The organism is Mesorhizobium sp. L103C119B0, from assembly GCF_000502235.1.
Classification (GTDB): domain Bacteria; phylum Pseudomonadota; class Alphaproteobacteria; order Rhizobiales; family Rhizobiaceae; genus Mesorhizobium.
In genome coordinates, this window is record NZ_AYXE01000025.1 from 16,840 (window position 1) to 29,374 (window position 12,535).

Genomic DNA, 12,535 nt, shown 5'->3' on the forward strand with positions numbered 1-12,535 from the left:
TCACACCTTCAGCAGCAAATGGTCGCGTTCCCAGCTCGTCACCACGCTCTGGAACAGGTCGAGTTCGACGCTCTTGACGCGCAGATAGGTCTGGAAAAAATCGTCGCCGAGCAATGCCCGCACCGGCTCGCAAGCAATGAAACGATCAAGCGCCTCCTCCATCGTTTTCGGCAGCGTGCTTTTGATCTTGTAGGCATTGCCCGAGGCCTCAGCCGAGCGCGCCAGCTTCTGCTCGACGCCGAGATAGCCGGCAAGCAGCGAACCGGCGATCGCCAGATAGGGATTGCAATCCGCTCCCGGCAAGCGGTTCTCTACCCGCCGGGCGGCGCGGCCACCTGCCGGCACGCGCAGGCCGCAAGAGCGGTTGTCATGCGACCATTCGATGTTGGCCGGTGCGCTGTGGTTCGGCCGGATGCGGCGGAACGAGTTCACGTTGGGTGCGAACAGCGGCATGATCTCGGGCACATATCTCTGCAGGCCGCCGATGAAATGGCCGAACATTTCGGTGTCTGCATCATCTCTGTCGGCAAACAGCGCGGCGCCTGTCGTTTCATCGACGACAGACATGTGCAGATGCATCGAACTGCCGGCCTGCGCGGCGATCGGCTTGGCCATGAAGGTGGCGTGCATGCCGCTCTGCTGCGCCGCTTGGCGAGTCAGCCGCTTGAACAGCAGCACCTGATCGGCGAGTGGCACCGCGTCGCCGTGCAGCAGATTGATCTCCAGCTGCGCGGTGCCCGATTCATGGATCAGCGTGTCGAGCGGCAGGCCGGCGGCTGCGGCATAATCATAGACGCGCCTTATCACCGGCTCGAATTCTTCCAGCGCCACCATGTCGTAGGGATGCTGCGAGCCCTCGGCGCGGCCATTGGCGCCAACCGGTGCCGTCAGCGGCTGGTCGGGATTCGGATTGGGCGCGGTCAGATAGAATTCGATTTCCGGCGCCACCACCGCGCGCCAACCGCGCTTCCGGTAGAGATCGAGCACGGCGCGCAGCACATGTCGTGGCGAGGCCATCCAGGGCTTGCCTTGCATGTGGAAGGCGTCGGCGAAGACATAGGCTTTGCCGACGCCACCGCCCGGCGCCAGGCACAGCGTCGACATATCAGGCACCATGCGCATATCCGGGTCTTGATAGGCAAAGCCTTCGTCGATGGAACCGGAGTAGCGGCCATCGATGCTGACCAGGAAAGCGCTGCTCGGCAGGTAGAGTGCGCGGTCTTCCAGCGCCTTGAGGAATTTCACCGTCGGCAGCGCCTTGCCGCGCAGCACGCCATTCATGTCGGGCACCAGGCACTCGACCTCCGTGATGCCGTGCTGGGCGAGCCAGGCCTTGGGATCGTTGCCGGTGAAGAGAGCGGTGTTGGTATTTTTGTCCTGCATTTTGGTTCACGTACCTATGAGAGAGAGAGTATGGCTTGCGCGGCCACATCCGTTCCAGGGGTCAGCGCCATCTTGGCAGCATTGTCCCTGAGGCGGGCGCGCATCGCATCGTCGGCCAGCAGGCCGAGAATGGCTCTCTCCAATCCCCCTTCGGTCCAGGCGTCGCGGCCGATATGGTCGCCCACGCCCGTCTCTCCCGCGCGTTGCGCATTGTCATGTCCGTCCCAGCAATAGGGCATGATCAGCGACGGCACGCCGAAGCGCAGCGCCTCGCAAAAACTGTTGTTTCCTCCGTGATGAATAAACAGGTCCGACTTCGCCACCACCGAAGGCTGCGGAAACCAAGCGTCGAGATAGACATTGTCCGGCACCGCGCGATAGGCGTCGCGCAGGCCGCCGGCATTGACGATGAAGCGCGCCGGCAGCCTGTCGAAGACGGCGAGCATGCGCTCGATCAGCCCGACATCCATCGCGCCGAGGCTGCCGAAGCTGACATAGACCAGCGGCCCGCAATTGCGCGGAAACACCGGCACCTCGAATGGCCCTTCCGAACGCACGCAGCCTTCGAGATAGACAAAGCGTTTGGGGTCGAGCGGCTCGGCCCGCTCACGCCGTACGATCGCTGGCGTCAGCAGCAGATTGAGGTCGGGTGATGTCTCGAGGAACAGGCCCTTGGGCAACGGCGCCAGGCCGGCATCCGCGCGAAAACGGTTGAAGCACTCATGCGCGGGTGCGGAGGCCGCGAGATAGCGCGCTTCGAACGCCGCACGTTGCGGGTCGTCGGCACCCATCCCCGAGAGATAGGGCGGCACCTCGGCATCCGGCAGTTCCGTCTCGGCACAGGAGACGACGCGCACCCACGGGCAGCCGGCGGCGGCGATCGCCGGGAACATGATGACGTTGTCGAGCACCACCGCGTCCGGCTTCAGCCGCGCCAGCAATTGGCGCAGCGGCGCCTCGGCGTTGACGGCGGTGTCGACGATCGCTTGCCAGGTCGGCGCGACATAGGTCTCGAGCTGGTCGATCGGGCTCAGCCGGAAATGCGGCAGGTGCCGGCGCACGAAGGCCTGCCAATAGCTCTGGCGGTCGCTGTCGCTCAGCGGCTCATCCGTCGGCAGATGGTATTCCTGGAAGCCATAGTCGGTAAAGACGCCGGAGAAGCCGGCATGGCAGATGAAGACGGGGCGAGCGCCCCGTGCGCGCAATGCCTGTGCGATACCGACGCAATTCAACGCGGCGCCGAAACTGGCTTCGGGAAACAGCGCGATGGTCGGGCTGGCTTTACGCGTCAATTATTCCTCTTCAATCCGGCCGGCTGATCATGCCGAACAGTGCGGGAGCTCCGCGGCTGGCTGCTTGCGGTCGCTGGCTGCGGGAGAGCCGCAGGTGGATGCGAAGCAGATCGGCAGCCACCTCATACTGCCGGCTTTCAAGATAGTCGAGTATGCCCGAGTGTTCGCGCAACGATTGCCGCAGCCGAAACACGTTGACGCCGGAATAGATGCCCGGCAGCCGGCGCAGGCGGAGATGATCGGCCAATGCATCCGACACAAAACGGTTGGCGCAGCCCTCGGCGATCATGCCATGAAAATCCATGTCCAGCCGCTGGAACTCGCGCGTGTCGAATGTCTCGTCCGGCAGCGCTGCAAGCGCTTCCATGCCTTGCCGCAACATTGCTGCCCGCGCCCCGTCCAGCCGAAAGCCTGGCGTCAGGATGGCCGCCGGCTCCAGCAGCAGGCGGAACTCGTAGCTTTCGCCTTGCGCCTCCGGATCGTCCGGCGCGCGGCGAAACAACCAGGATTGCCCAGGCGCACGATCCAGAAGATTCTCGTCGGTCAGTTTGTTAAGTGCTTTTAGTACCGTCTTGCGATCAGCGTCGTAGCGTCGCATCAGCCCCGCGATGGTCACCGTCTGGTCCAACCGTCGCGCCGAGCGGTCGCGCAGGATGGCTTCGGCGAGCTCGTCTTCCTCCGCACTGGGTAGTTCGGCGGCAATGGCGGGCTGGGCGGCGAGGTCGACCGTCAGATGATAACCGCTGTCGGCCTCCCAGCGCACCACGCCCCGTTCCGCGAGCAGGCCGAGTGCGGCGCGTACGGGCGTGCGCGAGACATTGCACAGCGAGGCGATCTGCTGTTCGGGCAGGCGGGCGCCAGGCTCGAAGCCACGCTGCCGCGCCACATCCAGGATGCGCTGCGCCAGATCGAGATGGTTGGTGCGAGGTCGTCTGGCTACGGCTTGCATGACTTTTCTCGAATGCGAATGTGGCGCATTGGTCTGGCTGATCGCCGGAACAGGGACAATCGGCCAAATTCCTCCGTCGTTGACAGATTATGGATTGACGTACTTTTTTCTGCAATAGTACTGTCGGCACAATCGGCGAGAAAAGACCGAGGGAACAGGATCAAGGCAGGCGCGCGCGTCGCCGGCCTTGGTCCGGCAAATGATTTCGACGATCAAACCGAATGGGAGACTGCCATGACCGCTACCAGCCTGCGGCGCCGTGCGCTCAATACATCCTCAATCGCTCTCGGTCTCGCCCTGACGCTCTCGGTGCCGGCCGCCGCAGCCGACCTCGTTATTTCGAACTGGGATGGGTACATGGCACCCGACGCCATGGCCGCTTTCAAGACCGCCACCGGCGTTGCCGGCGAAGTGGTGGTGCACGCCACCAATGAAGAGATCATGGGCAAGCTGATTGCCGCCGGCGGCAAGGGCTATGACGTGGTCTTCGTCTCCTCGCCCTTCGCCGAAGTATTAAACAAGCTTGGCCTGACCGAGCCGATCGACCATGCCAAGATCCCCAACCTCGCCAACCTCTATCCCGAAGCGACCAAGCTGCCGCACGATGTCGGCAACGCTTTCTCCGTGCCTTACACCTGGGGCACGACGGGCCTCTGCTACCGCTCTGACCTTGTCAAGACGGCGCCCACGAGCTGGAGCGACCTGCTCGCCCCTTCCGACGAGATGAAGGGCAAGACCACCATGCTGGCGACCGATCGCTGGCTGCTGGCCGCCGGGCAGCTCGACAAGGGCTATTCGGTCAACGAGACCGACCCGGCCAAGATGGCCGAGGTCAAGGACCTCTTGATCTCCGCCAAGAAGACCCTGCTCGCCTATGACGACACCACCTTCTATTCCAAGCTGGTTTCCGGCGAGGCGCTGATGGTGCAGGCCTGGGACGGCTGGTGCAATTACGGCATCGCCGACAAGCCGGAGATCAAATACGTCATCCCTAAAGAAGGTTCGGACCTGTGGGTCGACACGATGGTGGTGATGAAGGCGTCCGAGCACAAGGACGACGCCTTCAAGTTCATCAACTTCATGCTCGACGCCAAGAACCACGCCTGGGCGGCGCAGAACATCGACTACAAGGTGCCGAACAAGCCGGCGATGGAAAGCCTGCCGGCCGACTTCCTGGCCAAATTCCCCAACATGGCGATGCCGGTGGCCGATCTCGTCAAGTTCGAGCAGTTGCGTGACGTCGGCGAAGCCCAGCGCGACTATTCCAAGATCGTCAGCGAGATCAAGGCCGCGCAGTAAGCGGCGCAGACTTCACGGCCGGCAGCACTTCTGCCGCCGGCCCTGAGCGGTACCCGAGAAATTGTCCCAGACCCGACTTCGTTCCTCTCTGCTGATGGCCCCGGCGCTGGTCTGGCTGACCGCGCTGATGGTGGTGCCATGCGCCCTGGTGCTGGCGCTCGCCTTCTTCCGGCGCGGCGTCTATGGCGGCATCGACTACACTTTGACGCTGGAAAATTTCGGGTTGGTCTTCGACCCGCTCTATGCCGGCATCTTCCTCAACTCAGCACGTATCGCCGGCACCGCGACCTTGATTGCGGTGGTGATTGGCTATGCCGCAGCCTATGCGATCGCGGCCGCACCGCGCCGGTGGCAGCCAATTTTCCTGTTCTTCGCCGTGCTGCCGTTCTGGTCCAACTATCTGATCCGCACCTATGCCTGGATCGTGCTGCTGAACCGCGAAGGGCTGATCACCCAGTTGCTGCGCTGGTTCGGCTACACCGGCGAACCGCCCTCGATGCTCTATACCGAAGGCTCGGTCATCGCGGGCCTCGTCTACAACTATCTGCCCTTCGTCATCCTCGCCTGCTACGCGCCGCTGTCGCGCCTCAACCCGGAACTGGCCGAGGCATCGCGCGATCTCGGCGCCTCCGCTGCCACCACTTTCCGACGTGTCATCCTGCCGCTGACCGTGCCCGGCATCGCTGCGGGTGCTGTCTTCGTCTTCGTGCTGTCGATCGGCAATTTCGTCACCCCGGCGCTGCTCGGTGGCGGCCGCTTCCAGATGATCGGCAACCTCGTTTACGACCAGTTCCTGACTGCCAATGACTGGCCGTTCGGCGCAGCGCTCGCCATGGCGCTGATCGCCATCATGCTTCTGGTGCTGATGGCGCAGGCGCTCGCCGCCGACCGCGCCGCGGGGCGTGCGGCTGAGGCAAAGGGTGACGCCGATGGCTGAGCGCTGCGCAATTCTTGCCTTCTCCCCGTTCACCGGGAGAAGGTGCCCCGAAGGGGCGGATGAGGGGCGGCGTCAACCTTTGCGACGCTCAGCGCTGCCCCTCATCTGCCTGCCGGTATCTTCTACCCGTGAACAGGGAGAAGGACTCTGGTCGTTCGCTTGCCTTCCAATTGTCGGAGGCCGGCGATGACCCATTCCTTCACCCGTACGCTCGGCATGCGGACGATCCTCACCCTCGTCTTCGCCTTCCTCTACATCCCCATCGCCGTGCTGGTGGCGCTGTCCTTCAACGAAGGCGGATTGCCGACGGCATGGTCGGGCTTTTCGCTGAAATGGTATGCCTCGCTGGCCGGCAATTCCGCCATCCTTTCCGCTGCGCTCAACACGCTGATCGTGGCGTTGGTCTCCACGGCCATCGCCACGCTGCTCGGCACGCTGCTGGCCATCGGCATCGAGATGCGCCGGCAATACGGCAGGGGTCTCGAGGCGCTGATCTTCGCACCGATGATCATCCCCGACATCGTCCTGGCGATCGCTCTGCTGTCGTTCTTCTCCATGCTAAACCTGACCATGGGCCTGCACACCATCATCCTCGCCCATGTCGTCTTCAACCTCGCCTTCGTCTGCTCGGTGGTGCGCGCAAGGCTAAAGAGTTTCGACTGGTCGATCGTCGAGGCCTCCGCCGACCTCGGCGCCTCGGCTCTGACCACCTTCCGGCGTGTGACATTGCCGGTCATCGCGCCGGCAGTGATTGCCGGCGCTCTGCTTGCCTTCACGCTCTCGGTCGACGAGTTCATCATCGCCTTCTTCACCGCCGGTGCCGGCCGCGCCTCGACGACGCTGCCTATGCAGATCTACGCCATGATCCGCTTCGGCATCACGCCGGAGATCAACGCGCTGGCGACCATCGTCATGGCGGTATCCATCACCGCGCTGACCCTGTCGCAGCGGCTCAACCGTGGGATCATCGGCCAATGAGCGAACCGCGCACGCTGCTGGCCATTGATAACGTTTCGAAGAAGTTCGGCCGGGTCACCGCCGTCGACGGCATCTCGCTCGACATCCGCGAAAACGAGTTCTTCGCGCTGCTTGGACCCTCCGGCTGCGGCAAGACCACGCTGCTGCGCATGCTGGCCGGCTTCGAGACGCCAACCGACGGCCGCATACTGCTCGATGGCAAAGACATCGCCCGGACCCCGCCCAACAAGCGGCCGGTCAATCTGATGTTCCAGTCCTACGCGCTGTTCCCGCATATGAGCGTGCGCGCCAATGTCTCCTACGGGCTGGAGATGGAGCGCTTGCCGAAAGCTGAAATCCGTTCCCGCGTCGAGGCCATTCTGGCCACCACCGAGCTTGTCCCCTTCGCCGACCGTAAGCCTGAGCAATTGTCGGGTGGCCAGAAGCAGCGCGTCGCGCTCGCCCGCGCGCTGGTCAAACGGCCTCGGTTGCTGCTGCTCGACGAACCGCTGGGCGCGCTGGACAAGAAACTGCGCGGCGCCATGCAGATGGAGCTGAAGCGCCTGCAGCACGAAGTCGGCATCACCTTCGTCATCGTCACCCACGACCAGGAAGAGTCACTCGTCATGGCCGACCGCATGGCGGTGCTCAAGGACGGCCAGCTGCTGCAATGCGACACGCCGCACGTGATCTACGAGCATCCCACCGACCGTTTCGTCGCCGACTTCATCGGCGTGATGAATTTCGTACCGGGCAAGATGTCTGCGGATGGCGTGATCGCCGCGAACGGCGCGCGCATCACCGGCAAGGTTCCCGCCAAGCTCACACCCGGCGCTTCCGCTGTCGCTTCGGTGCGACCCGAGCGCATCCGGCTGTTCCCGTCAGCCGAGACCGCCAACCGCATCGCCGGCACGGTTGAGGCGCTGGCCTATCACGGGCTCGACCTGCAGCTGCATGTCCGCACGCCTCTGTCGCCAAAACCATTTCTGGTGCGCGTCACCGCCGATGCCGCCGACCGCCGGCCGGTCTCGTCGGGCGATCAGGTCGAACTCGGCTGGGACGCCGCCGATGTCAGAATTTTTCAGGAATAGGAGAGCTTGATGGCGCAGAAGACGATCGCGTTTTTTCCCGAAGCGGCCTACGGCCCGGCGCTCAATTCGGTCGGCATCGCGCAAGCCGTCGAGGCGCGCGGCCATAAGGCAGTGTTCCTGTCCGACCCCGGCTTTGTCGATGTCTACAAGGGTTACGGCTTCGAAGCGCATCCGGTGAACCTGTCGGAGCCGATGCCGCCCGAGCAGATGGCGAAATTCTGGGAAGACTTCATCAACGGCCACATCCCGAACTTCCGCAAATCGCCCTACGATCAGGTCGACAATTACGTGAAGGATTGCTGGACCGCGATTGTCGACAGCGCCAAATGGGCGCAGAAGGATTTGCCGCGAGTCCTGGCCGCCATCAAGCCTGATGTCATTTGCGTCGACAATGTCATCCTGTTTCCGGCCATCAAACAGTTCGGCAAGCCTTGGGTGCGCGTCATCTCCTGCTCGGAAAACGAGATCGAGGATGAGGACATCCCGCCGCATCTCTCCGGTTGCGGCGAGAACGACCATGTCGGCCACCAGCGCTATCGCGATCATTTCAATGCGGTGATCAAGCCCATCCACGACGACTTCAACGCCTTCCTCACCGCAAACAATGAAGCGCCATACCCGGTCGGTCAGTTCTTCGAGGCCTCGCCCTATCTCAATCTGCTGCTCTATCCCGAAGCGGCAAAGTTCAAACGCCGCCATCCGCTTGATACGACGAAATTCCAGTATCTCGAAGGCTGCGTGCGGCAGGAAAAGCCATACGCCGTGCCGACCTTCGCCGAGAACAATGACGGGCCGCTGCTCTATGTCTCCTTCGGCAGCCTCGGCGCTGGCGATGTCGATTTGTTGAAGCGCATCATCACAACACTGGGCAAGACCCGTTACCGCGCGCTGGTCAATGTCGGCGGCTACAAGGACCTGTACACGGATGTGCCGGACAACGTCATCGTCGAGAGCTGGTTTCCGCAGCCTTCAGTCATCCCGCAGGTCGATGCCGTCATCCACCATGGCGGCAACAACTCGTTCACGGAGTGCCTCTATTTCGGCAAGCCGGCCATCATCATGCCCTATGTCTGGGACGGCCACGACAACGCCACCCGCGTCCAGGAAACCGGCCACGGCTTCGGCATGCCGCGCTACGACTGGAGCGACGCCCAGTTGGTCAGCAGGATCGAGGCTTGCCTGACCGACCCCAAGATGAAGGCCAAGCTGGCGAAGACCTCGTCGCAGATGCGGGCACAGAACGGACCGGAAAAGGCCGCAGGGTTGCTGGAGAAGTTGCTGTGACCTCCTCCGCCCCGCACCTTTACCAAGCCTCCACCCGCACCGACCTCGTCGACTGGGGCGCCCAGTCCGACGCGCTCGACGGCGCGTCGCACTCGACCGGCAGGCTTGTCCACAAAGGACCCAACAACCAGCCGGAATCCGGCATCTGGGTCTGCACGCCCGGCCGCTGGCGGCTCTCGATTCCGCGCGACGAATTGTGCCATTTCGTCGCCGGCCGCGCGACGTACCGGTCGGATGCCGGGGAGGTGGTAGAAGTCGCAGCCGGGACCGTGGTCATGTTCCCTGCCGGCTGGACAGGCGAATGCACCGTGCATGAGACCATGCGCAACGTCTACATGCTGGCTTGAACAGCAACGGAGCTTCCCAATATGCCGACACCGCACTGGCCAAAGGCCTCGACCGTGAAACTGGAGGACTGGGGCGGGGGCAGCAACACGCTTGCCGGCTCGCCGCGCGCCTCGGGCAGGATCCTCTCGCAGAACCCGGACGGCTCAAGCGAATGCGGCCTGTGGTCGTGCACGCCAGGCAGCCGCAAGGTTACCTTTGCCGCCGACGAGTTCTGCCATTTCCTGTCGGGCCGCGGGACCTATGTCCGCGAGAATGGCGAAGAGATCCCGGTCGAGGCCGGCATGCTGGTGTTCTTCCCCGCCGGCTGGGCCGGCACCTCCACCATCACGCAAACACTGACCAAGGCCTTCATGTGCCGCTGAGCACTTTTTTAAAGGAAATCGCCATGACCACGCCCATCATGCAATCCCCGCTTGCCATCACCGACCTCGTCGACTGGGGCGTCATCCCGACCATGATCGAGGGCGTGTCCCACACCTCGGGCAAGCTGCTCTACAAGGGGCCGGAGGGCCGTTCGGAATGCGGCCTGTGGGTCTGCACCCCCGGCAAATGGCACTGCCATGTCACCCGCGACGAGTTCTGCCACTTCCTCGAGGGCCGCTGCACCTATGTGCACGAATCGGGCGAGGTCATCCAGATCGAGCCGGACACGGCGGCGTTCTTTCCTCAGAATTGGAAAGGCGTCTGCACCGTCCATGAGACCATCAAGAAGGTCTACATGATCCGCTGAGCGGACCTGAAAGGACGACCATGCAATTCTCCGCTGAACGGCCGGCTTTCTTCGTCAATCCGGACTACCGGCCGATGACCGGCACGGCAAAACCGGTGATCGATCCGGCGACGCTGGAGACCGTCGGCTCGATCTCCGCCGCAACGGACGGTGAGGTCGATGCGGTGCTGTGTGCCGCAACCACGGCACAAGCCGCCTGGAAGAAGCTCGATGCCAAGAGCCGGGCAAAGCATCTGCATGCGGTCGCCAACGCCATCGAGGCGGCGGACTTCACCCGCTGCGCAGAGCTGATGGTGCGCGAGATGGGCAAGCCTTATCCCGAAGCAATCGGCGAGATCGCCAATTGCGCGCCGATCTTCCGCTACTATGCCGAGATGGCGCGCGACGACGCCGGCAAGATCGCCGGTACGACGCAGGCCGGGTCGTTCCAGTATGCGCGCTACGAGCCGTATGGCGTCTCCGTGCACATCATGCCTTACAACTTCCCGATCCTGCTGATGTGCTGGACCGTTGCGGCCTCGCTTGCCGCCGGCAATGGCTGCGTCATCAAGCCGGCCGAAGCGACGACGCTGTCGACGCTGGACTACATGACGGTGTTCCGTTCACTGCCGGAAGGGCTGGTCGCCTGCCTGCCTGGCACGGCCGCCACCGCGCAGGCGCTGATCGCCTCCGAGCGCACCCACGCTGTCGCCTTCACCGGCTCGGTCGCCGCCGGCAAAGCCGTGGCAGTCGCCTGCGCCGAGCGCATGAAGCCTTGCGTCATCGAAGCCGGCGGCAGCGATCCGCTGATCATCAGCGAGCACGCGCCGCTCGACGTGGCGGCAGCCGGCAGCGTCACCGCCGCCTTCCACCTGACCGGCCAGGTCTGCACCTCGGCCGAACGCTTCTTTGTCGTCGACTCGGTTCACGATCGCTTCGTCGAGCTGTTCGCCGAGAAGACGCGGGCGCTGCGCATCGGCAATGGCATGGACAAGACCGAGATCGGCCCGCTGGTCAGCGAAGCCGCCCGGGCGAAAGTGATGCGGCTGGTCGATGATGCTATCAGCAACGGCGCTATAGCCGTTGCCGGCGGGCGCATTCCGCCGGCGCACAACAATGGCTGGTTCTACGAGCCAACGATCCTGACCGGGGTTACACCCGATATGGCGATCGTGCGCGAAGAGTGTTTCGGGCCGGTCGCAGCGATCTGCCGCGTAAAGGATTTCGACGAAGCGATCCGGCTTGCCAATGACAGCCCGTTCGGGCTCGGCGCCTCGGTCTTCACCACCGACCTCGCCGAGGCGCATGAAGCGGCCGAGCGGCTCGAGGCCGGCATGGTCTGGGTCAACAACCCGCTGATCGACAATGACGCCCTGCCCTTCGGCGGCTGGAAGGCATCAGGCCTTGGCCGCGAGCTGGGACGCCAGGGACTCGACGCCTTCCGACGCTCCAAGATGGTCATCATCGACCACAGACCGGCGATCAAGGACTGGTGGTACCCCTACCCCGACAGCTGGTTCCGCGAGACAGGCGGCCGCAAGCACGTGTGAGCCCGGCTAGTCCATAACGTAAGCTGATGCTTACGCATCTGCCGAGATAGGCCGGCTATTTCAACGCTTGAAGCTTGTCGATCGCGGCAGTGAATCCGGCAAGCGAGACCGGAATGGTCACCGGCTTGCGCGTCACCGACTCGATGCCGATGTTCAGGTTGGTTCCCGATTTCATCGCCTTGAGGAGGTCCGCCGACAAAGGGGTCGCCGCATAGGCGCCGTTCTGGTCACTGGTCTGGATGGCGATGGTCGTCTTCTGCCCCTGGTCGATCTGGTACGAGGAGCCGGAAGGCAGGAACAGCCCGTGCGGCAAGGCCAGCAGCATCGCGAGGTTGCCATTGCCGTTGTCGCGGCGAACCGTAACGGTAAGAACGCGCTGCCCCGTCTTGGCCTCGGTAAGGTTTTGGGAGACCTGGCATTGAAGCTCGGTGCCGGCCGATCCGCTAGCGCAGTTTAGCGACCATGGATTGCCTTCTGCAGGCTTTGTCTCGGCAGATTTGGTTGACTTCGGCTCTTCGGCAAGCGCCGACCCTGCCGACACGACCAGCCATAGCGCGCCGACCCAGGCGGCCCGCCCACAAACGGTTCTCAGCAATGAAGCCACCCGATCCTCGTCGTGTCAGGGTTTCGCCCAGCGCGTTGATACAACAGCCGAGCCTGGCGGGGAAGCCAATACGGTACATGAGCGCCGGCTAAATTACTGTTGCTGGATTACCACAATAAACAACTTTGAAAT

13 protein-coding genes are annotated in these 12,535 nt (G+C 63.4%); 9 read left to right on the forward strand and 4 right to left on the reverse strand.

From position 1 onward, the window contains the following. From X728_RS138850 to X728_RS138840, 3 genes are read right to left on the reverse strand one after another with little or no spacing between them, the layout of a single operon-like run. On the reverse strand, positions 1–1,383 hold the full coding sequence (locus tag X728_RS138850) for a glutamine synthetase family protein (protein ID WP_023832994.1): 1,383 nt from the start codon (positions 1,381–1,383) through the stop codon (positions 1–3). 14 nt (positions 1,384–1,397) lie between these two features. Beyond that, positions 1,398–2,675, reverse strand: coding sequence for a glycosyltransferase (locus X728_RS138845; RefSeq protein ID WP_023826301.1), 1,278 nt, complete (start codon positions 2,673–2,675; stop codon positions 1,398–1,400). Between the two features lie 10 nt (positions 2,676–2,685). After that, positions 2,686–3,624: a GntR family transcriptional regulator gene (locus X728_RS138840; RefSeq protein WP_023832995.1), complete on the reverse strand. Its 939-nt coding sequence runs from the start codon at positions 3,622–3,624 to the stop codon at positions 2,686–2,688. 234 nt (positions 3,625–3,858) lie between these two features. Here X728_RS138840 and X728_RS138835 point away from each other — a divergent pair, with 234 nt between their 5' ends. The 9 genes from X728_RS138835 to X728_RS138795 all read left to right on the forward strand — a co-directional run bounded on the left by X728_RS138835 (position 3,859) and on the right by X728_RS138795 (position 11,799). Then, on the forward strand, positions 3,859–4,923 hold the full coding sequence (locus tag X728_RS138835; RefSeq protein ID WP_023685711.1) for a spermidine/putrescine ABC transporter substrate-binding protein: 1,065 nt from the start codon (positions 3,859–3,861) through the stop codon (positions 4,921–4,923). 94 nt (positions 4,924–5,017) lie between these two features. After that, on the forward strand, positions 5,018–5,860 hold the full coding sequence (locus X728_RS138830) for an ABC transporter permease (RefSeq protein WP_023672945.1): 843 nt from the start codon (positions 5,018–5,020) through the stop codon (positions 5,858–5,860). A gap of 186 nt (positions 5,861–6,046) precedes the next feature. Beyond that, positions 6,047–6,838 (forward strand): ABC transporter permease, encoded by a 792-nt coding sequence (locus tag X728_RS138825; RefSeq protein WP_023672946.1) that lies wholly within the window; start codon positions 6,047–6,049, stop codon positions 6,836–6,838. After that, positions 6,835–7,908: an ABC transporter ATP-binding protein gene (locus X728_RS138820; protein ID WP_023692047.1), complete on the forward strand. Its 1,074-nt coding sequence runs from the start codon at positions 6,835–6,837 to the stop codon at positions 7,906–7,908. The genes X728_RS138825 and X728_RS138820 overlap by 4 nt, the downstream gene beginning before the upstream one ends. A 9-nt stretch (positions 7,909–7,917) precedes the next feature. Then, positions 7,918–9,192 carry a glycosyltransferase gene (locus X728_RS138815; protein WP_023672948.1) on the forward strand — a complete coding sequence of 425 codons (1,275 nt, stop codon included), beginning with the start codon at positions 7,918–7,920 and terminating at the stop codon, positions 9,190–9,192. Continuing rightward, complete coding sequence (locus tag X728_RS138810) at positions 9,189–9,539, forward strand: cupin domain-containing protein (RefSeq protein ID WP_023672949.1); 351 nt, start codon at positions 9,189–9,191, stop codon at positions 9,537–9,539. Before X728_RS138815 ends, X728_RS138810 begins: the two co-directional genes overlap by 4 nt. 21 nt (positions 9,540–9,560) lie before the next feature. Beyond that, entirely contained in the window at positions 9,561–9,902 is a 342-nt protein-coding gene (locus X728_RS138805; protein ID WP_023672950.1) for a cupin domain-containing protein, read from the forward strand. A 23-nt stretch (positions 9,903–9,925) separates the two neighbouring features. Beyond that, positions 9,926–10,270 (forward strand): cupin domain-containing protein, encoded by a 345-nt coding sequence (locus X728_RS138800; protein WP_023672951.1) that lies wholly within the window; start codon positions 9,926–9,928, stop codon positions 10,268–10,270. A gap of 20 nt (positions 10,271–10,290) precedes the next feature. After that, entirely contained in the window at positions 10,291–11,799 is a 1,509-nt protein-coding gene (locus tag X728_RS138795) for an aldehyde dehydrogenase family protein (protein ID WP_023733647.1), read from the forward strand. 55 nt (positions 11,800–11,854) lie between these two features. On the opposite strand, the gene X728_RS138790 is transcribed toward X728_RS138795, so the two are convergent. Beyond that, entirely contained in the window at positions 11,855–12,403 is a 549-nt protein-coding gene (locus X728_RS138790; protein ID WP_031196046.1) for an invasion associated locus B family protein, read from the reverse strand. Positions 12,404–12,535: the final 132 nt, after the last annotated feature.